This is a genomic window from Lacticaseibacillus parahuelsenbergensis, assembly GCF_030770265.1.
Classification (GTDB): domain Bacteria; phylum Bacillota; class Bacilli; order Lactobacillales; family Lactobacillaceae; genus Lacticaseibacillus; species Lacticaseibacillus casei.
This window is the reverse complement of the sequence record NZ_CP132482.1, coordinates 24,510-49,554: the sequence shown is the minus strand read 5'-3', so window position 1 is coordinate 49,554 and position 25,045 is coordinate 24,510. Positions and strand designations below refer to the sequence as shown.

Annotated in this window: 19 protein-coding genes; 4 read left to right on the top strand and 15 right to left on the bottom strand. The window is 48.7% G+C overall.

Annotation, left to right across the window (positions count from 1 at the left end):
- Positions 1-266 precede the first annotated feature (266 nt).
- The 12 genes from LACPH_RS00220 to LACPH_RS00165 form a co-directional block, all read right to left on the bottom strand.
- Positions 267-4,613 (bottom strand): glycoside hydrolase, encoded by a 4,347-nt coding sequence (locus tag LACPH_RS00220; protein ID WP_274784092.1) that lies wholly within the window; start codon positions 4,611-4,613, stop codon positions 267-269.
- Between the two features lie 441 nt (positions 4,614-5,054).
- Entirely contained in the window at positions 5,055-6,866 is a 1,812-nt protein-coding gene (gene uidA, locus LACPH_RS00215) for a beta-glucuronidase (RefSeq protein ID WP_138426809.1), read from the bottom strand.
- 505 nt (positions 6,867-7,371) lie between these two features.
- On the bottom strand, positions 7,372-7,701 hold the full coding sequence (locus LACPH_RS00210; protein WP_274784091.1) for an AzlD domain-containing protein: 330 nt from the start codon (positions 7,699-7,701) through the stop codon (positions 7,372-7,374).
- Positions 7,688-8,398: an AzlC family ABC transporter permease gene (locus tag LACPH_RS00205; RefSeq protein WP_010490210.1), complete on the bottom strand. Its 711-nt coding sequence runs from the start codon at positions 8,396-8,398 to the stop codon at positions 7,688-7,690. Before LACPH_RS00205 ends, LACPH_RS00210 begins: the two co-directional genes overlap by 14 nt.
- A 166-nt stretch (positions 8,399-8,564) precedes the next feature.
- Positions 8,565-8,897, bottom strand: a complete 333-nt coding sequence (locus LACPH_RS00200; protein ID WP_274784090.1) for a bacteriocin immunity family protein — start codon at positions 8,895-8,897, stop codon at positions 8,565-8,567.
- 33 nt (positions 8,898-8,930) lie between these two features.
- Positions 8,931-9,563: a DUF6198 family protein gene (locus tag LACPH_RS00195; RefSeq protein ID WP_087913207.1), complete on the bottom strand. Its 633-nt coding sequence runs from the start codon at positions 9,561-9,563 to the stop codon at positions 8,931-8,933.
- A gap of 206 nt (positions 9,564-9,769) precedes the next feature.
- Positions 9,770-11,212, bottom strand: coding sequence for a C69 family dipeptidase (locus tag LACPH_RS00190; protein WP_274784089.1), 1,443 nt, complete (start codon positions 11,210-11,212; stop codon positions 9,770-9,772).
- A gap of 67 nt (positions 11,213-11,279) precedes the next feature.
- Positions 11,280-13,121: an ATP-binding cassette domain-containing protein gene (locus tag LACPH_RS00185; RefSeq protein ID WP_306387083.1), complete on the bottom strand. Its 1,842-nt coding sequence runs from the start codon at positions 13,119-13,121 to the stop codon at positions 11,280-11,282.
- The gene (locus LACPH_RS00180) at positions 13,108-14,721 is read right to left on the bottom strand and encodes an ABC transporter ATP-binding protein (protein WP_274784087.1); all 1,614 of its coding nucleotides are present in this window, start codon (positions 14,719-14,721) and stop codon (positions 13,108-13,110) included. Before LACPH_RS00180 ends, LACPH_RS00185 begins: the two co-directional genes overlap by 14 nt.
- Before the next feature lie 531 nt (positions 14,722-15,252).
- A complete protein-coding gene (locus LACPH_RS00175; RefSeq protein WP_274784086.1) occupies positions 15,253-15,597 on the bottom strand; it encodes a hypothetical protein in 345 nt (114 codons plus the stop codon).
- Positions 15,598-15,627: 30 nt separating this feature from the next.
- Positions 15,628-16,221: a sugar O-acetyltransferase gene (locus LACPH_RS00170; protein WP_274784085.1), complete on the bottom strand. Its 594-nt coding sequence runs from the start codon at positions 16,219-16,221 to the stop codon at positions 15,628-15,630.
- Positions 16,222-16,377: 156 nt separating this feature from the next.
- Positions 16,378-17,754: an Nramp family divalent metal transporter gene (locus LACPH_RS00165; protein WP_306387082.1), complete on the bottom strand. Its 1,377-nt coding sequence runs from the start codon at positions 17,752-17,754 to the stop codon at positions 16,378-16,380.
- Positions 17,755-17,984: 230 nt separating this feature from the next.
- Here LACPH_RS00165 and LACPH_RS00160 point away from each other — a divergent pair, with 230 nt between their 5' ends.
- A complete protein-coding gene (locus tag LACPH_RS00160) occupies positions 17,985-18,623 on the top strand; it encodes a TetR/AcrR family transcriptional regulator (protein ID WP_049170023.1) in 639 nt (212 codons plus the stop codon).
- Between the two features lie 302 nt (positions 18,624-18,925).
- On the top strand, positions 18,926-19,699 hold the full coding sequence (locus tag LACPH_RS00155) for a sulfite exporter TauE/SafE family protein (RefSeq protein ID WP_047106718.1): 774 nt from the start codon (positions 18,926-18,928) through the stop codon (positions 19,697-19,699).
- A gap of 107 nt (positions 19,700-19,806) precedes the next feature.
- Here the strand turns inward: LACPH_RS00155 and LACPH_RS00150 are convergent, their stop codons facing one another.
- The 3 genes from LACPH_RS00150 to LACPH_RS00140 are packed head-to-tail and all read right to left on the bottom strand — an operon-like array spanning position 19,807 to position 21,518.
- Entirely contained in the window at positions 19,807-20,127 is a 321-nt protein-coding gene (locus LACPH_RS00150; RefSeq protein ID WP_274784083.1) for a hypothetical protein, read from the bottom strand.
- Between the two features lie 8 nt (positions 20,128-20,135).
- Positions 20,136-20,942, bottom strand: a complete 807-nt coding sequence (locus LACPH_RS00145; RefSeq protein ID WP_049172011.1) for an HAD family hydrolase — start codon at positions 20,940-20,942, stop codon at positions 20,136-20,138.
- 24 nt (positions 20,943-20,966) lie between these two features.
- A complete protein-coding gene (locus tag LACPH_RS00140; RefSeq protein ID WP_049172009.1) occupies positions 20,967-21,518 on the bottom strand; it encodes a TetR/AcrR family transcriptional regulator in 552 nt (183 codons plus the stop codon).
- 185 nt (positions 21,519-21,703) lie between these two features.
- Here LACPH_RS00140 and LACPH_RS00135 point away from each other — a divergent pair, with 185 nt between their 5' ends.
- Together LACPH_RS00135 and LACPH_RS00130 are read left to right on the top strand one after the other, a co-directional pair.
- Entirely contained in the window at positions 21,704-22,405 is a 702-nt protein-coding gene (locus LACPH_RS00135) for an ABC transporter ATP-binding protein (protein ID WP_274784082.1), read from the top strand.
- 9 nt (positions 22,406-22,414) lie between these two features.
- On the top strand, positions 22,415-24,988 hold the full coding sequence (locus LACPH_RS00130; protein ID WP_274784081.1) for an ABC transporter permease: 2,574 nt from the start codon (positions 22,415-22,417) through the stop codon (positions 24,986-24,988).
- Positions 24,989-25,045: the final 57 nt, after the last annotated feature.

The following is a 25,045-nucleotide window of genomic DNA, read 5'->3' as shown; positions in this document are numbered from 1 at the left end:
TCATCTTTTACTATACAGGATGGCTGTGAATCATAGTAGTTTCCGTCCGGCACTGCGGTGTTGCTATATACTTCCTTACGTGAATATACAAGGTATATAGCAACATATCAAGCCAAGAAGATCAAAATGGAAATTGCGAATTACAAATCTCCTTGAAAGTGACATACCAAAAATGCCCCACAGTCAGAAAGCATCCAGACTGCGGGGCATTTTAAAATACTATGAAATTGCTGTTACAACTCCAGCTACGTTCTTAATGCTTCATTCTACTCCTGTTTCGCCTTACCTTTTTCATGCAGGAACCAAGCAAGACCGCCAATGCCAGCAAGCAAGGCAAGTGCTGCTAGCGTTACTGCCAGCGACAGTTGTGATTCGCCTGTGTTTGGATATTTGTTCTTGTTCGAGCTAGACGAAGATTCACTTGCCAGATTGGTTTGATCAGTTGTGGTGGAACTTGATGTTGCGCTGCTTGATGATGAGGAAGGTGCCTGGCTGGCGCTTGATGAGTCGCTGCCGCCTGTTGATGGGAGTTGACCACCTGCCGCCACAAGGTTGTTTTTCGCGGCTTGAAGTGCGGTCACTGCAGCGTTTAATTCTTGCTGACTCGGTTTGCCTGTCAACAGTTTCTGGGCAGCGGTGAAGGCTTGCTGGAACGTGGTCCAACTATCATTCGTGTAGTCGGCTTCTTTGAGCGCTTGCGTTGTCTTGACCAGTTGCGTCAACGGGTCGCGGTTAACGGTGATGGCTGCCTTTTTGAAGGTCGCGACGGCTTGGTTGAGGGTTGAAACCGCGTTGGTCACGTCGTCTTTGGAAGCAGACGCGTCGGTGAGAACCTTTTTGGCTGCGGTGATGGCGTCCTTCAAGGTTGTCACGGCATCAGCCGGATAGTTGCCTTCATGGTCGCCGGTGACGGCTGCATCGCTGAGGGCTTGCGCTGCATCGACTGCTGCTTGTAAGGTCGATTTGTCCGGCTTGGTGTCTGGATTGACCGTTAAGCCATCATAGGCATCATTTAGCTTCTGCAAAGCAGCATCGACATCGGTTTGGACTGCTTTGTTGTCAGCTAACACTTTCTGGGCATTTTCCAATGCGGACTGGAATGTTTTCCAGCTATCGTCAGTGTACTTATTGTCCGTGTTGGTGACGGTTTTGTGTTTGTCGTAGGCTGTCTGAAGTGCCGACTTATCGGTTTTTTCACCATTAGTTGGTGTCAAACCGTTATAGGCGTCGTTCAGTTTTTGCAAAGCGGCGTCAACGTCTGTCTGGGTTGCATCGTTGTTGGCCAAAACCGTTTGTGCGCCTGCTACTGCTGTCTGGAAGGTCTTCCAGCTGGCAGCGGTGTACTTGTTGTCGGTGTTGGTAACCGCTTTGTCCTTGTCATAGGCTGCTTGTAACTTCGACTTGTCTGACTTGGTTGTCGGACTTAGGGTCAAGCCGGCATAAGCCGTATTCAGGTTTTTCAGCGCGGTGTCGATGTCTGCCGATGTTGCATCGGTGTTTGACAAGGCCTTCTGGGCCGCGGTCAAGGCTGCCTGGAGTGCCGACCAACTGGCATCCGTGTACTTGTTATTCGGATTGGTAACACCTTTTGCCTGGTCATACGCTTTTTGTAACGCGGACTTGTCTGGGCTGAGTGCCAACCCGTCGTATGCCGTGTTCAGATTCTTCAAAGCGGTGTCAACATCTGACTGGGTTGCGCTGCTGTTGGTCAAAACGTTCTTGGCAGCGGATAAGGCTGTCTGGAAAGCGTTCCAGCTGGCAGTCGTGTACTTGTTGCTGGCGTTGGTCGTGTCTTTATCCTTGTCATAAGCGGTCTGCAAGGCGCTAAAATCAACACTGTTTTCGCCTGGCACCACGCCGACATAGTCCACGGCTAACGTACCGCTTTTGACGGTAAACGTTACGGTGTGTTGGCCATCCTTTAGATTGCGCAGCGTGTACGTCTGCTCAAGGTTGCCGGTTTTATTAGTAGCCGCATTGGTGGCCACCTGTTTGCCGTCCACGGTCACATCCAACTTAGCCGAGCCATCGTTGCTGCCGCAGATGTCCAAGCCGGTACCATTGAACGTATACGTTAGCGTTGCGCCAGCGCCGGTGCTCTTAGAAATTGTCCGATCACGCACGTACATGCCTTGACCGTTTTCGTGGGTCCATTGATTGTTATAAACCAATTCTTTTTGCGGTTTAGCTGACGTGTCATACATTTCCAGGTCGTCGAGTTGTTGTGAATAATACGGCGTGTAGCCCTTAACCTTTTCGACTTTCAGATTATCAAAGTCGGTGTGGTAATAGCCACTGCCTAATGTGATACGGCCGGAAAGTTGCGTCGTAACCTTGCCGGATGCGACTTCATGACCATCGATAGAAGCCGTGATCGTATCGCCGGCTGCTTGAACCGCAATGTTGTGCCATGCGGTATTGGCGGTATCAAAACCGGAAATCTTAGTGCCGCCTTGGCCGGTCGCAACATTTCCGGTAATGGTTTGGCTGCCAACGTGCAGGGACCAGCCGCCATCCTGCCAGAACTTCAGATAAGCTGCCGGCCCGGAATCAGCTTGCTGGCGGACACCGATTGAAGCGTAATTGGCGCTGCCATAAGTACCTTTATCTTCAAACGAAACATCGGTGATGGCTTTGTAGTTCATCCAGCGATTGTCGCCGATCCACGCAATTGGATCACCGCCGTTCCATGCTCCACCAGGCGCCACAACGGTTGAATCCAGCTGCTGACGGAGAACATAGCTGCCGGACTTGGCATGGCTCGATTGATAACCTTCAAGTGTGCCGTTGCGGTTGAACGTGTAGAGCGGGTAAAAGCCGGAGTTGCCACCACGCGAACTGATGAAATCTTCAGTTTGCGTCGTATTGCTGGTTCCATCGGTATTCAAAGTTGCCACCTTTTTCCCGGCATATTCGTAGTTGTCGGCATAAAGGGTGTCATCTGAAGTGTCATGGCCTTTGCCGTTTGTATCGGTATCAAGTACGGTGCGCTCTTTATCCGATGGGGTAGCAGCGTCTTGCTTCAAATCATTATCTTTTGCTTTATCCAGCGTGGTGACGGTCATCATTGACCACGGCTTCACGGTGACCGTGTAAACCCCTTTGCTATCGGCGCTGACATCGCCCACGTGCTTGAGGTAATTGCTGTTATATGCATCAGTTGCGGTCGAATCAGCCGCGCGGGTTTCCCATTCTTCCAGCGACGGGTTGCCTTTATAGCCCATATTTGTCGCTGAAATCTGGTAATGCTTCGTGTACTTGCTGTCGTTGACAATGACCGTCGAAAAGTTCTTCTTGTCCGGTGAAGCAAGGGTTAAGTAATTGGCTAACCCATTGCGGCCGTTGACAGGATTAGATCCGGTGGCCGTCGAAGCACTGGCTTGGGAAACTGCCCGCCAAACGCCGGAGGTATTGTCGCTATTTTCCCAGCCGAGTTTGGCAAACTTGCTGAACTGTGCCAGTACGTCAAGCGCGACATCGTTGTTCGTCCAACCTGACCACGGATCGGTTGCCTGCAGCACACTCTTCGAGGAATATTGCCCGCCTTCATAAAAGGCTGCAATGGCCGGCTGATAAATGAAGTTCGTCCGCCGCGAATCGGTAAAGCCTTTGACAATGGTGTTGGCCATTTCTAGCGAACTCCCATTACCGCCGATGCCGGTGCCTGAGTTAGGCCGATAATCGGAATTGCCAAAAGTTGCCTGAGCTTCACTATTCCAGACTTCTTTGTTGTACTTGTCTGCTAAGGTTGTAAAGCTTTTGGCACTGTCGTCTTCAGTTGAATAGTGATAGCCGGCCGCTGTGATAGCGTTGCGCAGCGATGAATCCGACACCATCTTTTTACCGAAGCTTCCGACGCTGACTTCATCTGAAATCACGACTTTGATGTTGTTATAAAGTTTGCGTTCGGTATCGTTCTTGAAGCCAGTCGTGTCGGTTTTGACCCGATTGGCGTATTCCTTCGCCCAGGTCAGATCCGGTGCGTGTTCGTTTAATCCAGGGTTGACGTAATCGACCATGTAGCCGTATTTACGGTAAGCCGCCAAAATCGAATTTTTGTACCAGGTGTAAATCTGGTCGTTGGTTTTGGCCCAACCCGGTGCGTTCCATCGCAGAATCGTTACCTTGAGATTCGGATTGAGTTTCTTAGCGTCAGCGGCCAGCTGAAAACCTTGATCGCGAGTCACATTGGCGCTTTCCGATTCAGTTCGTTGGGTAGCAGGCTCCGAACCGGTAGAGTTGTTGCGATCGTTCCCCATTTCCAGTTTGACGTTGGTCATAAGGGGCTGACTGCCGCCAAACAGGGTTTTCATCATTTTGGCATAAACATCTGGATGCTCTGACTTGTAATCCATCAGCAAGGCGCTGGTGCCATTGCCGCTGAGAACCCCGAAGCCTTTAAACGTGAGCCCATTGGTGTTGTTGCTGGCAATGTCGTTCCCGTCCAGCTTAACGGTAACAGGATCTTCCGGATTCTGTGTTGCCGCGCGGGTCGCCGACGGTATCATCAAAAACAAAACCATGGATGCTGCCGCGACAGCTGTTGCAATGCTGGCCCAAAGCCATTTTTTACTGAAGCCTCTGGGCCGCCAGCCAATTATCTTTGCTTTCATTTGCTCGTTTTCCTCCCATTTTGAACGTGACCTAGCGTGATCAAGCGCCGGTTTTCGCGTTACGATGTCGTCTACGTATCACTGTCAGAAAAGTAGGCAAGCCCCCTTGAATGGTCATACGTTAAATCGCTTACTGAATGCGCTTACTAAAAGAACTCATATATTAGTATACATGTTGAAGTATTGATGACAACAATTTTTATAAATTTATTTCAAATTTGCTTGTCTCAAAGCGATGTATTGCCTGACATGAAGCGTTTTTAACCACCAAAAAATTTTTGTCAGCTGAATGATAAGCTTTTCAATACAAAAAATACCAAACAACCTCTTCTTTCGCAGAAACAGTTGTTTGGCATTGGTCATGCGAAACAACACCCATCAGATAGCGCAGGATGGGTGTAGCATCGCTAAATGAACCTTTAGTTTGACACGGAAATCAAGTTACTTGGCTTTATAATCCAGCGGCAGCTTGTTCCAGCGATCGTGGTAGAAGAAGGCAGCTTCTTTTGGCTGGCGGTCGCGGGTGAAGATCCCTTTCTTGTTACCATTGACCCGCATGTTACCCTCAACGGTCTGGAAGTCAGCAAGGTTCCACACTTGTTCGCCTTTGATAAAGTCATAGTCATCAAAGACGCGGCTGAACATTTTCAGCACTTCGACTTGATACTCTTCAGTCCACATCACGCTTGGCAGCTTGTGCAAGCCAGCTTCGGTGTCGGCACCGAACTCGGTGAAGACAACCGGCTTCGTGACGCCCGCCTTTTGCCACTTGTCCATTTCATCACGCAGACCGGCTTCCCCATCGGAAATCTGGTAGCCGCCAAAATGATACCAGCCAGGATACCGATTGAGCATGTAAAAGTCTGGGAAGTCGAGTACCTTGGACGTTTCGATCGTGTCGTCTTCGCTCAAGGTAAAGGTCCGCGGCCGGCTTTGCGGGTCAAGATCCTTGGACTCGTCGAAAATCTGTTTGAAGTAAGGAACCGCATTTTCATCAATCGTATCGGGTTCGTTGAAGAGACTCCATGCCAGAACGGATGGATGGTTCTTATCGCGCTTGATCAAATCACGGATCTGATCAATGTGGCGTTCATGCAGTTTCTTGAGCCATGGACCCTTGAAGAAGGACTGGTTCAAGCCGCCAAGAAAGGCTGCCGCGGCCATTTTGAAACCAACCGCGGGCACTTCATCTGTCAGCAGGAATCCCTCTTCGTCAGCGATCTTATAGACCTGTTCGTCATATGGATAGTGCGAGGTACGGAAGGAGTTCGCGCCGATCCACTTCATCAAGGCAAAGTCCTTCTTTTCAACGTTCAGGTCAAAAGCACGGCCGGCAAATGGCGAATCTTCGTGACGGCCGAAGCCTTTCAGGTAGATGGGCTTGTCGTTGACCAGAATATTGGTACCGGAAATCTTGATCGTCCGAATCCCGATGCGATCAGTATAAGTATCAACCGGCGTCTGCGCATCATCGCCCACCTGAATGGTCAAGGTGTAGAGATAAGCGTTGCGTACCTGCCAGAGATGGGCGTTTTTAACCTGCAAAGCGCCTTCCTTGCCTTGAGCAGTTGCCACAACCTGGCCGTCAGCATCGGCCAGACTAACCGTTACAGGAGCATCCCCGTTGGTTGTCACCGTATAGTTCACGGTGGCGTCTTGGCCATTTAATTCAAACGTGGTGGTGTAATCCAACACCCGCTCCTGGGGCAACGTCAGCAAATGAACGGACCGGTTCAAGCCGGAGTAATTATAAAAGTCGAAGAATGGGCGAACCATTTTCTTTCCATTCCGCAACGTGATCGTGTCGCCGGCTGGTAAGGCTTCGCGGGACAATTCGTTGTTGCCTTTGACGACCACGGTGTTTTCGGCGCCGTAGTGAACGGCGCTGCTGATGTCAGCGGCAAATGGCAGGAAGCCGCCTTCATGCGACCGGATTTCTTTGCCGTTTACAAAAATCGTTGCGCGGTGGGTGACGGCATCAAACCGTAGAAACAGCGCCTTGCCTTTAGCCGCAGACGGAACGAAAAACTTGCGGCTATACCAGAAATCCCCGGTATATTCGCGACTCTCTTTATCGGTAAAGAAGTCATTGAAACTAGCCGGTACCGGCATCGAAACGCCATCGTGAAAGCCGGTCTCCCAGCCATCTTTCACGCCTTGTTTCGTTTCATCAAACTTAAATTGCCATAGTCCATCCAGTTTCTGATCAGTGCGCTGATCATTTGTCACTGGGTACAACAACGATGTCTCCATGCAAAAAGCCTCCATTTCAAGTTTTACGAGTGCGTTTTCTGAAATCGCTTTCACCTTGTAGTGTACTTATTTTAGTAAAACTTGTCAATGGCTATTTTGTTTATGTCTTAAAATTCTGATATATGAGTTAATGACGTGTTTGTGAATTTAGATAAGAATTAATTATTTGTTTTTACTAAAACTTAGAAAAGGGGCCCGCCTAAAAAGTTCCGTGCCGCGCCAAACTCCGCAATCTCCGGCCAGCTGGGGCTGGAACGCTGTGGGCACGACTTAGAGCCTCTGCAAAACCGGCAGAGTCTCTAAGCTCGGCCTTGTTGTAGGCGGGGCAAAAAGCGCCCCACCAACAACAATTTCACAGCTGAGCCCCATCTGGCCTACGATTGCTTCGCCTTGGCACTGTATCTCAACAGTTTTAACGAATCATTCTTTCGAAAATAAAAAGCGAACTATTCATTCGCCTTTGTTCAACAGCTTTAAAAGACATCTCAGTACCGACCTTTGTTGCTTAAGCCCACCCTAGCAACCGCAAAACAGCCATAGAAACCACCCCGGCGACAACGACAGCGAATAAACTTTTAGTGATGATTGCAACGCCAATTGCTGGCAGGGACGCGAATAAATTGGGCCAGTTGACGCTAGGCCAGTGACCGACGTGGATGATGAGGAGATTTTCTACAAAAATAGCTGAGAGGATGGCTACCGGAACAAAACTCAGGAAGTGCAGCAGCCACTTGGGGATCGTCATGCGTTTGACCAAAACGATCGGCACCACGCGTAAGAGCCAGGTTGCTAGTCCACAGCTCAGGATTGCGATCAATGTGTCAGGATTTTGCATGACGTTCTACCCCCATTCCAAATAAACAGCCAATCACCGTTGCGACAATAATCGCCGTTGTGCCGGGTAAATAACGCACCAGCAGCACCATGGCGACGGCGACCACTCCGGCGACACTCAAATGCCGCAGGAACGGTTTTGACCGATCCGTAATCATCTGTAGGTAAAGCAGCCCGATGAACATCGCGACAACGGCAAAGTCCAAGCCGAAGTTGTCCGGATTGGGAATCATCCCGCCGATGACGGCACCTAAAAGACTAGCAACAAACCAGACTAAGTAAGCCCCGACATTGACCGTATGGAACCATGGTGCGTTCAAATGGTGGTTGGTGTAATTGAGTTTATTCATCGACAGCGCAAAACTTTCATCTGTCAGCAAAGTACCAATTAGCACATTCTGGGTCATCGATTCATCTTTTAAGTAAGGTGCCACGGTCATGGACATCAAACTCATTCGCGCGTTAATCAAGGCAGTCGAAATCACCATGGCGCCAACTGGGCTGCCGGCAGCCAACATGCTTACCAATACGAATTGCGCCGATCCGGCATACACAATCAACGACATGAGCCCGATCATCAGCAGCGATAAGTGGCCGGTTTTCGCCACAATCCCATAAGCCATCCCCACCGTAATATAGCCAAACACTGTTGGCATGACATCATGGATGCCACTTCGAATCGTCAGCTCATCGTTCATTCCGGTCCCTCCGTCATTAGTATATTAATGTTAGTGTACTATTTACTAAGAAGGTTGCAACCGAAATCTAATGGAAAATGCTGAGCCCGATCGCAAAAATCGTGGCCTTAACGTCAACACCCGATCACGCTGAAAAGTTATTACCAGCATGATCGGGTGTTGATGTTTACCTATGAGAAAAGTAATAGCAACTGATGCAAACGGCTAGAAGTGGAACTATCTTGAAGAACCGCTTAAAAAAAATGATGTTACCTCTATTACCCATACCAAGATATTGCGCCGCAACCTGGGTCAGAAAGTCGACAACCTTGGGCGACAATTTTTGGCCAATCGCTAAGGGTTGCAAGCCGGTTCTAATTTCGTAGGCAATTCCTTCCTCATTGTTGCCTTTTTGTCTCCGCTCTTCGGCATGTTTCAAAATTTCCAACTCCGGCCCGGTTGTAGTCGGATCCGCGATGAGCGCTGGCAGTTGACTTAAAACTGATTCTTTTCTTTTCATTTCGGACGCCTTCCTAACAAACAAAGATTTTTTTCACGCCTGCCCATCAGGCGTTACCTTAAAGTTATGTTTCAACCGCGGCCAAACATGCTCGTCGGCCCATGCAATGATGATGCCATTGCCCAAAAACGAGAACAACGTTGCAACATTAATCCCCAGCAGTTTACCGGTCGCGATCCAAGCCACAATAGCCACGATGATAGGTGGAATGAAATCGGCAATCTGTGAGGCGGTTGCGTTGCCTTTGAAATACAGAAATCGCAAAATATTGGTGGTGTCATCGTTAGGATGCATGATAATGTTGGCGCGCTGATAAAGTGAAATCGCCACGCAAAAGCAGAAAACTCCGAAGCAGGAAACAAAAATTCGGGCCAGCACCGACCAGTTACCAAGGCCCAGCCACGTAAATACCGAAGTAAAGACATTGACGAAGGAGCTGAAAAACAGCGTGTAAATGACTTCGCCTATCAAGCGCGGCCAATCCCAATGGTGAATGAGCACTAAGTTGGTTAAAGCGTTAATCACCCCAAACGTGAACAGCACGGCGCCAATATTCCAGCCTTGCCAATCATTGAGGTTAATCGCTGCCGCCGTCCACAGTCCGCTGCCCATTGCGCCGACAATACAAAGTCCGTTTCCGGCAGCATTCAGCACAAGTCCGACAATCAAACCGATCCAGCGTTCTGTTTTTGTATTTTTAATGAGCTGACCTTCTTTCTGCTCCGTTGTCTTTTCTGAAACATCTTCTCGACCATTATAAACGCCCAACCGCATTGATGAGAACTCATCAGTACGATTGGGCGTTTTTTGGTGAACGTGTTAAGATGTGTGACTGTGTTTGACGCGCATTCACGGCAAAAGTCAGCCGTTTTTTATAGCTCGCCACCTTTTTCAAACGTCGGCGTCATTTTCTCTGCCCGAATGCAAACCAACCGATACAGTAAGTATTGCAAATCGTTCGTGATTGTTGCGGCGGTTTCGGCATTCAGTTCATCGTGCCAAGCTGGCAGATCCTCCGGTTTCACATCAGAGAATCCCTCGTCGCCTTTCGCCACTGCCGCGCGCCCTGCTGCGAAACCAAACTTGCGGCTTTCCGAAACGGCCACTTCAGCGTCCCAATTATGTTCGGCGAATAACGGATCGGCAACCATCGCAATCAGCTTGTTCAGCCAATAAAAGCTGGCCGTCGAACTTTTATCGGTCGGCGTGTACTGGAAGTTGTCCGGCGTGGTCGTGCAGTTGGCGAAGAACGGTACCGGCGTGTTGAAAATGTTGACCCCTTCCGCCAGCCAATGAATCGCCGCGTGCGCTTTTGGCATGTCCGGCCGAATCTGCAAAATATGCATCTCCTGATTCCGATTCATCCCGATCGGCCGGTAACGTTTGCGGGTTTCCGGCGTACCTGTCTGCCCGTATGGATCAAACTCGGTAGCTTGATAGTGACTGCTCAACACCAGCGCCACATCTTCAACCGAAATCAGGTGACTAGGCACCCGACTAAACGGCATGGACCGGCTCTCGGGATCTTGCTCAACTTCCGGATTCAACATCTTCTGGGCATACCAGACGCGCGGCGTGTTGTAGTAGTGATCCGCCTGGGTATCTTCACCGAAAATATCGCGGAAATTAAAGCCTTCCTTGGCCTTATTCAAATGATAACGATCGGCAAAATCTTTCAGATCGGCGCTGTACTGAAAATGTTCCGGCGCATTAAAATCAATTTCCTGAATCCCGGTCTGGTTCGGCGCGAGAACGTAACTGTCGTCGGGAATGCGTTCAGCCGCCCAATGATGGCCGCCAACCGTTTCAAAATACCAAATCTCGTTCGCATCGGAAAAGGCAATGCCGTTACTCTCGCAAGTGCCATACTTGGTCACCAAGTCACCCAAACGTTGCACGCCTTCACGTGCGCTGTGAATGTACGGCAGCACCACCGTCAGCATGGCTTCTTCGCCAATGCCATCCGGCTCAAGCGGATCCAGGCCCAGCATCGTGGTATTCGTAAATTCGGTCTCGGTCGCACTCATCGCCACATTATCGCGATTGATCCCAGCCTCGCCCCATGTGCCATCGCTCGTGTCAGCCACCGGCGTACAGGTATACTGCAATGGCGACTGCGGCAAATCCAACTGAAACCCATTAAACGTCGACACATACCGTTGCGGCTGCTCATCCGGCTTCACGACAATAAAACGCTTAGGATTAATCCCGCCAGCCGCATCCTCATTCCGGGCAATCATGGTCGACCCGTCAACCGACGCCTTCTTGCCAACCAGCAACGCGGTACAACTCGAATGGTTCACAAACTGATTCATAGACCCGCTTCCTTTCAATTATTTTTATGATAGCACTGGTTGGGGTGCGGATTTTCAAAAAGTTGCTTTACTCACCGGCTGCACCCAAATGAGCATCAAACGCATACATATCAGCTTGACTATGCCATAATTCCCGAAAATAGGCCGATTGGCGAAGTAGTGAACTTTTCGTGCCAATCCCTTCAATCCGCCCATCACGCATCAGAATGATTTTGTTGGCCAATGTCACCGCGCCGATTCTGTGGGTGATAAAAAGTGAAGGGGTATCTTGAGACACTTGCTTGATTTTTGAAAATAGTCTTAATTCTTTGATCGGATCCATGGCGGCTGAAGGTTCATCTAGAATCTGGTAAATGCCATGTTTGTACTGCGCTCTAGCAACGGCAATTTGCTGTCGCTGACCGCCACTGGGTTGAAAATCTTCCTGACTATAGGTGCCAATCGCCGTTTTCTCGCGATTCGGCAAGCGGTCGACCCACTCGGCAATACCGTTGTTCATCATGACGTCACGCAAGCGCCCCTGATCTTGGTCGACACTCGTCGAAATGTTCTGGGCAATCGAAAAATCAAAAATAGCGTAATCCTGAAACACGACTTTAAACAACGCCAAGTAGTCTGCTTGAGTAAACTTAGAAATATCCTGACCATTGAACAGAATTTTTCCCTTCGCCGGTCGATACAAGCCCAACAACAATTTGACCAAGGTACTCTTGCCGCTTCCGTTCACACCAACTAGCGCTGTCACGCCCTGCAAATCAAGCTTTAGGGAAATATCGTGCAACACCTCCGGACCATCAGCATAAGCAAACGAAACATGAACAAATTCAATCACATTCTTCGTCTGTAGCGGGAGTGTGGCACTGCCAGACGAGGCGGTATGCTTTTCTGACGGTAAAATATCGCTAGCATACTGCATCTGATTCTGAAAACGAAGAAATTGCTGCCAAGTCGCAATCATCACGCTAACGGCACTCGTCATCTGCACAACACTGCCAAACAAAGTATTCAACTGGCCAATCGGTAACAAGCCTTCCTTTATTTTAAAGACAACCAGGATGAACAACACGAGTGTTGCAAAAGAAGCCATGATGGCCGTCACAATTTGCGATAGGCTATCGTTGATAATCAGCTTATGATTGGCACTTTTTTCACTTTTCCACGTGGTTCGATACCGATTTTGAATCGGTTCGCGCAATCCCCACATTTTAATGGCCTTGATATTCTCATACGAATTGACGATATTCATCAGAAAATAGTTCATCTTACGTTCCAAGTTCATTAAATACTTAAAGAGCTTGATGTTTGTGTGCGTCAATTTTTGATAGATCAGGACCAGTCCGTACTCGCCCAGCAGGATCAGCAACAAAGACATAATAATGATAAGCGCCAACCTGCTGCTTTTTGTGGCTCCGATCATGACAATCCAGCCGATCAGCCCCAAACCAGCCGCTATCGTCACTAGGCTTTGAATGAGATTTTGAAACTGAGTAAAGAAGGCCGGAATGCCGCCAGAGTAACGAAACGACGCCTCACTTTTCATCATCTTTGAAAAATATCCTTGCGTCTCAAGCTGCTGAAAATCAACCTTTTCCCACGCCTCATAAATCGCCGTCTTCAACCGCTCATTTGCGCGAACCGAAGCAATGTCCAAAAACCGCTGTAAAATGGCCGCCCCGACATAAGCCATTGCTACCGCACTATAAAAGTATAAAACGATCTGCATAATTGACTGTCGCTGATTGGATAAAATTTGATTTAATATCTGCGTGTTGCCCAAGATCACAATCAGCGGCGCGACCGCATTCAAGATACTTATCAGTAGCGTTAAGCCGAATAAACTTTTCCCGAAACGATAAATAAAGCGGACTGTTCCGACTGCGTGCCGAATTTCTGTTTTACGATGCTTCATGACCGTCACTCCCAACATACAATGACCTCTGTGCCGACCAAAGTTTGCGATAATAGTCACAGTTTGCTAAAAGCGAGCGGTGAGTTCCAGAGGCGATCACGGCGCCATCTTTCATAACCAGAATCTTGACATCCTCAGCCGCCAAAGCCCCCAGCCGATGGGTCACGATGATCGTTGTTTTCTGACTCAGCTTCGCGTCAACCAATGCATAAAACTGCTTTTCACTAATCGGATCAAGCGCTGAAGTTGGCTCATCGAGGATATTAATATCCGCCTGACGATAAAGAACCCTGGCAAAAAGCATTTTGTCCTTTTGCCCACCGGAAAGTTGAATACCATTTTCATTCAACTCATTGCCGATGAAGGTCTGAATCCCATTAGGCAGACCGGCGACAAAATCTCCCAACCCAACTTCATCAAGCACTGCTTCAACGCGCGCTGTATTAATCTGTTGCGGTGTCGTACAAGCCACATTTTCTGCAATCGTAAAATGGAGGATCACGTCATCCTGAAATTCGACCGCCACTCGCTGGCGCATGGTTGCTGGCGCCCAGGTCGCGATGTCTTGGCCATCAATCGCCACCGATCCTGAACTTGGCGTATATAAGCCGCAAAGTAATTTGACCAGTGTTGACTTGCCCGCGCCATTCTCACCGACAATCGCAACTTTCTCTCTTGGCTCGACGAAAAAATTAATGTCATGCACAAGCGCGGTACCATTCACCTGATAAGAAAGATGCTGGACTTCAATTTGACCTGACCCACTAAGCTTCCGCTCCTTTTCGCCGCTGTCTTGGCGGTAAGGGAAGGCCATAAATTTTCGAAAATTATCAACAAAAACCAAATTCTTCCCAACCGTCACATAGGCATCCCTAAAATTACCAAAGTTCAGGTTGAGCGTTTGGATCGCGCTGATCGCAAAAAGTAGACTGGCAATCGAAACGTTTCGCAGCGCGATCAAGATTAACAGCGACAACGCCAAGCCGATAACGTTAACCAGTCGCTGTCCCAGATTAATGATCAGCGAAAGATTTGAGTAATGGCGTTGCCAGGTCACCAGCTTTTGAATCAATGCTATAAAATGCTGATGAAAAAGATCAAACATCGCAAATAGGCGAATATCTTTCCCCGTTGAGCGTTTCATCAGCGTCCGCACAAAATAACTTTGATAACTGGTGATCCGATTTTGTTCACCTTTATGGTTGAAATACCATTGATTGCCGATGCGCTGAAAGGCATATTGTAAAAGATTCAACCCCAAGACAATGGCAGCTGGCCAAATACTCAAAATTCCCATCATGCCAAGCAGCACGATAATTTGGCAACCCGTTCGAATCAGCGTGACCGTCTGCGCGATGATCGCCCCAATCCCAACATTTTGCCCGTTGTAAATCGCTTCGTAAGCTTGATCAATAACCGCTTTTCCATCTACCGAGTCAATCAAACTTTGCGGCCAGCCAAAAATATGCTCAGAGAAAACCGGCACATAATCAAACCGAAAATCAAATGTCAGCAAAGTCAGGCGTTGTTGCAAAAATAAATCAAAGATTCTGATAGCATACACACCGACCCCGGCGAGCAAGATGGTCAAAATTACCATAGCTAGCTTCAGGTCTTTCGCTTGGATAAGAACAACTGCGAGTGAAGGCAACAACGATATCCCCGCAACATACACGCTCTCAACCAAACAAAGCCCCAATAAGATCACGACAAATTTGAGTCGATATTTAGCGGCAAATTTGGAGAATATGTAGAACCAGTTGCTTCTTTGACTCATAACGGTCATTCCTTGATCATAAATACGCATTTAAAGGGCATGCTTGTTACGATCTGCGTTTTATGTTAAATAAATTAGAATAATTTGATATTAATGAGAAAATACTCCTAGATCAACTAAGTGTCAACCTTTCTGAAATGGAAGTGCACTTAAAAAAAGATCATGAAAACTCATTTCTACTACCAAAAAGAGCTAGCGGAAAGATGTTTTCATGATCTAGATCTGTCATATTTGACCATTAATTTGATGAAGATTGCACTGATGCGTTATACCAAAAACAACCTTAGTGAGAGTACGTTGATGAAAGCAAAATTATGATCGTCTACTCAGCGAAACACTGATGTTTCAGAAATACTACTCTTCTCCCTCCGCTTTTCGCCTCAAAGCACGTTCAACCATTGACTTAACTTTCTGCGAAGCCTCATCGTATTCAGCTTTAGACAACCTAACTGTCACATAATCAACTTTAGTTTTATTGTCTTTCATCATCACCGAGATTCTCAACGGAACGCCGAATTCTTCAAAGAGAACGCTCAGTGACGAGAGCGTATGAAAAGCCTGCAAATTTTCTAAACTTGACTGGATATTTGAGATGTTATAAACCACATAGTCTTCGATATCTTGTCTGTCGAATTGGTTTCTTTTAAGCCCAGCGTGTTCGGCTGACTCCTTCACTAAACCGTCAAATGTAAAAGTCATGTCCAGCCCCCTAAAGGTTCGTGCTGCCATTTAAAGCGACTCAATGTCAATCGGCTTCCCATGATCATACGTCTTTCGATCGTCATCCGTAATCTCACGAACAACCCGACACGGTGAGCCGAATGCCACGACATTAGCCGGAATATCATGCGTAACTAAACTGCCAGCGCCAATGACACTGTTATCGCCGACCGTCACGCCGGGCATGACCGTGACATTTGCGCCAAACCAGCAATTCCGGCCGACATGAATCGGCTTGTTGTATTGGTACCCCTGTTCACGCAGGTTCGGATCAATCGGATGGGTGGCGGTTACCAAGGTTACATTGGGGCCAAACATGGTTCGATCGCCCACGTAAATATGCGTATCATCAACCAACGTTAAATTGAAGTTGGCATAAATACCACTGCCAAAATGAACATGGGCGCCACCAAAGTTAGAATAGAACGGCGCTTCAACGTAACTTCTTTCACCGATTTCAGCAAACATCTTTTTAAGCTGGGCGAAGCGTTCTTCCTGATGGGTTGCTGGAATGCGGTTATAAACGGCGACTTTATCAATGTCAGCCAGTTGTTCTTTTTGCAAATCCGCATCCATTGGCTGATACAGTGCGCCGTTGTGCATTTTTCTTGGATTGTCATGCGATTATCCTCCTTTTTTAATCGTTCTCTCGCTAAATCGTATCACAGTCTCGGTACTCACCATAATGCGCTTTCTAGTTTACTCAAAAGGCCACTGGATAAAATCCCGCCCAGTGGCCTTTTTGCATGCTTTCATTATTTATTTAACAAAACCCAGCGTCTGAGCAATCAAGTAAAGGTTCAAGATAATGAGCACCGCACTGATGAGCCACGCCAGCCACTTGACCCAGGCGTGGTTGGCAAATTCGCCCATGATCTTTTTGTCGCTGGTGTAACGCACTAACGGAATGACCGCGAACGGTAGCGCGACGCTTAGGAAAACCTGCGAGAACGTCAGCAGGCCCTCAATTTTGGCCTCGTTGCCGTGATAATAAATGGCGAAGATCAACACTGGGGTGACGGACATGAGCCGCGTCAGAATGCGCTGTGCCCAGAGCGGCATTTTCAGATGGATGAAGCCTTCCATGATAATCTGGCCGGCTAGCGTCCCGGTGATCGTTGAACTTTGACCGGATGCCAGCAATGCAATCGCAAATAACATGGAAAGCATCGGGCTGGCAATGGCGCCGACAATCTGTGAATTGCTTAAGGCATTGAAAAGATCTACGAAGCGGCCTAATGAGCTATTGGTGCCGAAGAAAAGCGCTGCTCCAAGAATTAATAATAACGAGTTGACGATAAACGCCATCGTCAGTTGCAGGTTGGAATCAATCGTTGAGAACTTAATCGCCCGTTTGACATCTTCCCGTTTGCTGCGGTCGATTTTACGTGTCTGGGAAATCGATGATCCAAGGAAAAGATCATGCGGCATAACCGTTGCGCCCACAATCCCTAATGAAAGGTACAACATGGATTTATTAGTGACAATATCAGCGTGCGGCAGGTAGCCTTTTAACAATTCCGGCACGTTGGGTTGGGCCAAAATGACTTCGTAAGCGAAAACCAGCAGAATGACGAGGACTAAAGTAGCAACCACTGCTTCGATTTTTCGAAAGCCGAGGCGCATGAGTAGTAACAGGATTAAAACATCTGCTGTGGTGATGATAATGCCGACAATCAGCGGCATGTTGAAGAGCAGCTTTAACGCAATGGCTGACCCGATGATCTCGGCTACATCCGTCGCCATAATCGCAAACTCGGTAACGACCCAAAGGAATCCGCCCATGACACGTCCGGTATGCTCGCGCGTCATCTGCGCCAGGTCCTTACCGGTCACGATTCCCAGCCTTGCCGCCATTGCCTGCAGCAACATCGCGATCAAACTGGAAATCAAAATAACCGAAAGCAATGAGTACTTGAATGAAGCCCCGCCGGCAATACTGGTAATCCAGTTACCGGGATCCATGTACCCCACGGCAACCAGAATGCCCGGTCCTGTATAAGCGGCTAGTGTCCGCCAAAAACCGGCATTGTGCGGCACTTCAACACTGCCATTAACTTCATCTAAACTTTTACTCGGCGTGTCTTCAAAGTGAATGATCCGCTCACGTTTTGAGTTTTTATTTTCTTTTTCCATGATATAAAGCCCTCTTTCCATTGGTTTGAAATTTGGGTCTCGATTGAGCTATCACTCAACATCGTCCGAGATAAATATACACCCTTCCCAAGCGAGGTCAAGAAAAAGGTTAGGCTAACTTAACTTATTGCCTAAAGCCCCTATTGACGGCGCTCATCGCGTGCTATAATAAAACCACACTGCCGGCTTTAAGTTTTCACTTAATCCAATTTAAGAAGGGATCCTGGTACATGGCCAATTCAACTGATGACATGTTGCATCAAGCGCAATTATTTAATGATTTCACGGCTAAACAGAAACTGATTATCATCGCCGCCATTGATGTGTTTGCCGAGAAGGGGTACGCCGCAACCAGTACGAAGGAAATCGCCGCGCGGGCCGGGGTCGCCGAAGGTAATATTTACAGTCGCTTCACCAACAAACGTGGCTTGTTGAATGCCATTATTACACCAGTACTCGACCAGATGTTCCCGGCCGAACTGGATGACTTCATTAAGTCCCGGTTGAATCAGGATTACGTGTCATTGGAAACTTTTCTAACCGTTTTAATCAAAGATCGCATTACTTTTTTGCAGGCGAATGCGCAAATTATCAAAATCGTTCTATCGGAATTGTTAAATGACACGCAGGTTCGTGAACAGGTCATTGGCAACTTCACAGCCCAATATTGGCAGACGATGACGCATGATTTAACCGTCCTGAAACAACGGGGCGTGCTGGTTGACTGGCCGTTTGAAGATATTTTAAGAGCTATCTGGTCGACTACCAGTGGTTTGATTCTGGGATTTTTATACTTCAATCAGCCGCTAGACGCCGACACCGTGAACCACAGCATTACCGCAACGATTAAGGCTTTGACGCCAAAGTAGTTGGTGGCCGTGCACGCATGGTGTAGCCTTCTGTTCCGGTAGTTGTGTGGGTTATGACTCACAACGGGTGTTGGTTTGCGTATAAAATAAAACTATGTGGTTTTGCTCAGGCTCACTTTAACGCGCTCCCCGGCGCAGAAACCGGCTCACGCTCATTCACTTTAACGCGTTCGCAGTCGCAGAAATCTACGTGTAAGGACCTCAAGCCTAAATGGCCAAAACCCAGCCATTTAGGCTTGAGGCCACTTACACTCCGATTTCTAAGCGCTCCTGCTCACGCTCATTCTTTTGGAGGAGGATCCATGACACTCGCAATTTTTATTTTCCTACTCATTGCCGGCATCGGTGCTGGCTTGACGGCCACGTTGGCTGGGCTGGCTTCGCTGGTTTCTTACCCGGCGCTGCTGGCCATTGGGGTGCCGCCGGTGATTGCCAATGTGACCAACACCGCCGCCTTGGTATTCACCGGTGTCGGCTCAGCAGTTTCATCCCTGCCTGAATTGCACGGACGCGGCAAGTTTCTGTGGCGACTCATCCTATTAGTTTCGCTCGGCAGCATTTTCGGCAGCGCCTTGTTGCTGATTGCGCCTGCATCGACTTTTGAAAAAATTGTGCCGTTCTTTATTATTGCCGCGGGCCTGTTATTGTTGTTCAGCGGCAAACTGCCCACGCAGGAACATGACCCGAATGAACCGGCGCGCCGCTTGACGTTTCGGCAAGAAGCGCTTCAGACCATCGTTATCTTCGTGACCGGAGCCTATGCCGGTTACTTCGGTGCTGCTGCCGGCGTCGTGATGTTGGCAACGTTGACCCTGACCGTGGATCAGCCCTTCATCGTGTCCAATTCAATGAAAAATCTGACCGGCTTTGCGGCCAATGGCATCGCCACCGTTATCTACGCTTTCACAACCAAAATCGAATGGCTCATGGTCATCCCCCTCGGCATCGGCCTTTTCATCGGCGGCTACATTGGACCCATCATCGCCCGCCGGCTGCCAGTGCAGTTACTACGCGTCATCATTGCCGTTTTAGCTTTCCTGTTGGCCGCCAAGCTATTCGCCCAAGCCTATTTCTAATAAAATTTTGGCATTATCAAACAAAAAAACTTCTCAGCGATCATGTTGCAATGTGCAAATGATTGCTGAGAAGTTTTTTTCTAACGCATATCGTACAAATGATTCAGTTATAACAACCAAACCGCCAACCCAAACAAAACCAAATGTACCAATAACCTTACCAAGTGATGGCTTACGTGCGGCTTGCCATACATCGCTATCCCATTAAGCCACGCCACTGCGGATAAACCCAGCAACCCGATCAGCAAAATGATGACCGCGTTGACCTTATCCGGAATCACCGCCGCTGTCAGTACCAAAACCGCAGCCAGCGCCGTTAGCTGATTGAAAAGCGGGTTACCTTGTTTGGCTTGCCACGCCTGCCAGGCAACCAGCAGCATCACAAACCCATAACCGCCGATCACCACGCGCATCCCGATTGCCGCCATGCGCTCGCCTAGCCTTCCTGCGCCTGCAAGACTTGATCCATGACATGTAAAACGCCATATTCATCATTGCTACGGGTACGATATTTAGCGTGCTGTGCCATACCCTGCGTCGCATTGGCCATAATATAACTGTAACCAACCGTCTCCAGCATCGGAATATCATTATCATAATCACCAAACGCCATCATCTGGGCAGTCGGAATATCAAAATGCCGACTCAAAATCCGCATCCCGCGGCCTTTGTTCACGCCAAGATTTTGAATATCCAACCAAGTTTCGCCGCTCACCTGAACCGTATAATCCTGACCAAACACCGGCCGAAAATAGCGATCAGCATTCTTGCGACTATCCGCATTGGGAAAATAAATCGTGACCTTATCGACTTCTAGCGACATATCCAGCAAATTCGGCACCTTTTTGAGTTTGTGGTAAAACGGCAGCAGCGCCGGTGCGTATTTGGCATCAACCGCATTGATATATGCAGCGTCCAAGGCACATAGCACCGGGACGCCATCGGTTTTTTCAAGAATGAAGGACACAATCTCGCGATACTTGGCCGCCGAAATCAAACTTTTTCCGATGATATGGCCATGTGTTGCCACTAAGCCGCCATTATCGCAAACCAGCGAGATGTGCTGGCTGAAGTGCGGAAAAGTTTCCTGCAGCGTATATAACGGTCGGCCACTGGCAGCGACGAATTCGATGCCTGCCTGATGAAGCCGGTGTAAGTAACGATCAAAGTGCGGTGGTAAGACGCCTTTGCTGGTTAACAGCGTCTGGTCCATATCACTGGCAATTAATTTTACATTTCGCATCTTTTTCTCCCATAAACGAATTAGTTAGTGCGGAGCCCCTTTGGTAACCACGTTCTCGATCACCTTCGCAATCTGTTCCGGCGGCTCTTGCATGCCATGCTTCAGCCACATGGTTAATACACCCACGGCCCCATTAATGAAGAACGTATAATAATAATCGAGATGATCTTTATCGGTCTCGCCGTACCAAGTTTGATAACGTGACTGCGTTTGTGCCTGAATCGGCCGCACGATTTTTTGTAAAACCGAACTATCCGGTGTGGTTAAAAGAATCGTTGCGGCTTGCGGATGTTGCATAATGACCTTGAGAATCGGCACTAACATCCTGGTCATATCGTCTATTTTAACACTGAGATACGGTTGGATTTCATTGAGTAAATCGGTTTCAATTTGTTCGAATAAAGCCAAGGGCGACTGGAAGTGCAAGTAAAAGGTTCCGCGATTCAGATCCGCCTGCCGACAAATCTCCGTTACGGTCACGTCATCCAGCGCCTTGGTTTCCAAAATCTGCAGTAAGGCGGTCTTAAACCGACTCACCGTATACTGAACCCGGCGATTGTCCCGTGTCCCTGACATCAACGTTCACCTCTAAACCAACATGATTTCAACAAAGTGTTCATTTCAAAACAGATTTTCCGTTTCTGTGCTTGAACGAATACTTTTAATCTAACATAATGTCATTCAATGAACAACGTGTTGAATTTATGGACAGTCCCTAGTCACTTGTTCAGCTCAATGCGATTGTAGGAGGTTTTTTAATATTGGCATATATCGAAGTCAAACATGAATCCAAACGTTACAAAATGGGTGAAACCACCATTACCGCCAATCAGGATATCAATTTTACCGCGGATCAAGGTAAGCTGACGGTTATCCTCGGCCCCAGCGGCGCGGGCAAGTCGACGCTGCTGAATATTTTAGGCGGGATGGATTCGCCCACAGAAGGGGAAGTCTGGATTGACGGGACTGACATTGCGACGTTTTCCGATAAGCAACTCACGGCTTTTCGGCGGCACAATGTCGGTTTTGTTTTTCAGTTTTACAATCTAATCCCGAACCTGACAACTAAGGAAAACGTTGAGCTAGCTGGCTCCATTGTGAAAGACGCGTTGGATCCGACCACAGTGTTGCAGCAAGTTGGTTTAGGCGCGCGGCTGGACAATTTTCCTTCACAGCTTTCCGGCGGCGAGCAGCAGCGGGTGGCCATTGCCCGCGCCTTGGCGAAGAATCCGAAGCTGTTGCTGTGTGATGAACCCACCGGCGCGCTGGATTACAAGACCGGCAAGCAAGTGCTGCAACTGTTACAGGATGCCAGCCGCAAAGATCATAAAACCGTTTTGATCATCACCCACAACGCTGCGATTGCCAAAATGGCTAATCGGGTTATCGAAATCAATGATGCGCAGGTCCGCAGCATTCATGACGAAGCCGCACCAACGCCAGTCGCAGACATTGAGTGGTAGGTGATCAGTTTGAAACCATTAACAAAAAATCTTTGGCGAAACATTCGCGATTCATTGGGCCGATTCATCGCAATTGTCATCATCATTATGCTTGGCGTTCTTTTATTTGTCGGGGTCAAAGCGACTGGGCCAGCGCTCAAGGACTCCTTGAACACGACTGTTAAAGCCGATCATCTCGCTGACAGTCAGCTCCTGGCAACTACCGGCGTCACCAACGCCCAGGTCAAGGCAGCGCAATCGGTTAGCGGCACCCAGGCAGAGGCCGTCAAGTTCAAATACGCAATTGGTGGCAAGGCCAGCGATGTCGTCGCCTTGTATGGCTACCGAAAAACGGCCACGATTAACCGCCTCCATCTGACCAGCGGCCACTTGCCTACCCGCAATAACGAAATCGTACTGGATTCAGTCGCCAAAAAAAGCGGCTACAAACTAGGGCAACATTACACATTCGCCCGCAACAACGGTCTCAACCGGCGAACCTACACGATCACTGGCTTCGCGGACTCGCCGGCCTACATTGAAGACACCAGCCGCGGATCCGCCAATATCGGGGATGGCACGGTCCGGTATTTTGCCTATATTCCCGATCAACAAATGAACATGCCCGTCGCCTCGCAATTGAACATCCGCTTCCCGGGACTGCAAAAGCGCGACACGTTCAGTTCTTCTTACAAAGATGCGGTTGCCGCCAAAATGAAACAAGTCAAACACCGCGTCAAAGTCCAGGCACAAAAAGATTTGCAAACCATGATCGAAGCCAAAATTGTGCAGGCGGCCACTAAGAAAGCTACTGCCCAAGCAACTGCGGCCGGTATGCCGGCCAGTGCCGCTGCGACCACCGCGCAGGCTGCGGTTCACAAGCAACAAGCGACGCTGAAAAAACAAGCCAGCACGCGTGCGCAGAAACAACTGACCACCAGTCTCACTTGGCAAACGCGTAGTGACCTGCCAGGATTCGGTGACTACGGCGGATCAGCGGATCGAATTGCCGCAATTGCCAACGTGTTCCCGGTGTTCTTTTTCCTCGTGGCTGCCCTCATCACCTTTACAACCGTTAGCCGCATGGTTGAAGAAGCCCGCGCGCAAATCGGCACGTTTAAAGCACTCGGCTACGGTAAATGGGCCATTGCTCGGAATTACCTTGCTTATGCGGCACTTGCCGGGTTATTCGGCGGAGTCATCGGCGTTTTTGCCGGCAATCTCAGCATTCCGCGTATCGTCTTGAGTTTGTATAAAAACTATATCCCACTCAAACAAGTCGTGACGCTGCAATGGCCGCTTATTGCCTTGTCGATCGGGCTAGCCTTAATTGCCACGTTGGGCGCCGCCACCATCGTTGTCCGCAACGAATTAACCGAAAAACCAGCAGCCTTGATGCGTCCGCGGGCACCTAAATCCGCTAAACGCATTTTACTTGAACGGATCACCCCGTTATGGTCGCGGCTTTCTTTTAATCAAAAAGTCAGTTACCGCAACCTTTTCCGGTATAAATCACGACTCATCATGACCATTCTTGGTATTGCCGGCGGAACGGCTTTGATTCTTACCGGCTTCGGCATCAAGGATTCCATCACTGCCACGGGCACCTTGCAATACAATGATGTGGTTCATTACCAAGCCATCGCTCGCTTGGCGGATGGTAAAACTCCTACAGCAGCGCGCACCGTCTTGAAGAAAAGCAATGCCTATCGCAGCGCCGGCGCCGTCAGCAGTGCCGTGGCCAAGCTCAGCGCCAATGGTCACCAAATCAGCGATGTTAACCTCTTTGCTCCATCAAGCGGCAGCACCCTTGAACCATACGTCAGCCTCCGCTCAACCAAAACCAACCAAAAGCTGACGTTGCCGCATTCCGGCATCGTGATTACCAGCAAAGTGGCCAAATCACTTAAAGTCGGCACTGGCGATCGCTTAAAAATCACCACAACGGATGGCAAGAAACATAGCTTTAAGATTAAAGGCATCGCCAAAAACTATGTCGGTCATTTTGCCTATCTCTCAAACACCAGCTATCAGCAGCTTGTCGGTCAGCACAATGATCCCAACGCTTTGCTCGTCCGCTTACGACCGCAAACCACGAAGCAAAACGATCGGCTAGCTAAGCGTCTTCTGAACCATCATGCTATTGTCGGTATCAGCTTCACCACCACAGCAAAAAAGACGCTTAGCAACATGAGCGGCATGCTGGATCCGATTGTTTTAATCTTCATTCTGTTGAGTGCCGTTTTATCCTTCGTGGTCCTGTACAACCTGAACAATATCAATGTTTCCGAACGTATTCGGGAGTTGTCCACGATTAAGGTGCTGGGGTTCTTCGATCGTGAAGTCACCATGTACATCAGTCGCGAAAGTATTGTGCAGACGATTGTCGGGATTCTCTTCGGTTATGGTTTAGGCAATCTTTTGACGGCGTACATTTTGCAACAGGCAGAAACTGCCGACGTCGTTTTCCCATTGACTATCAGTTTCACCGGCTACCTCACGGCCACGCTGCTGATGATCGGCTTTACGGCCATTGTTACTTGGCTCACCCACCGGCGGCTTCAGCGGGTTGACATGGTCGAAGCCCTTAAATCCAACGAATAACTTACAATTTTGTCATGCAGTCGCAGAGTGCGGCTGCTTTTTTTCATCCAAAATTCA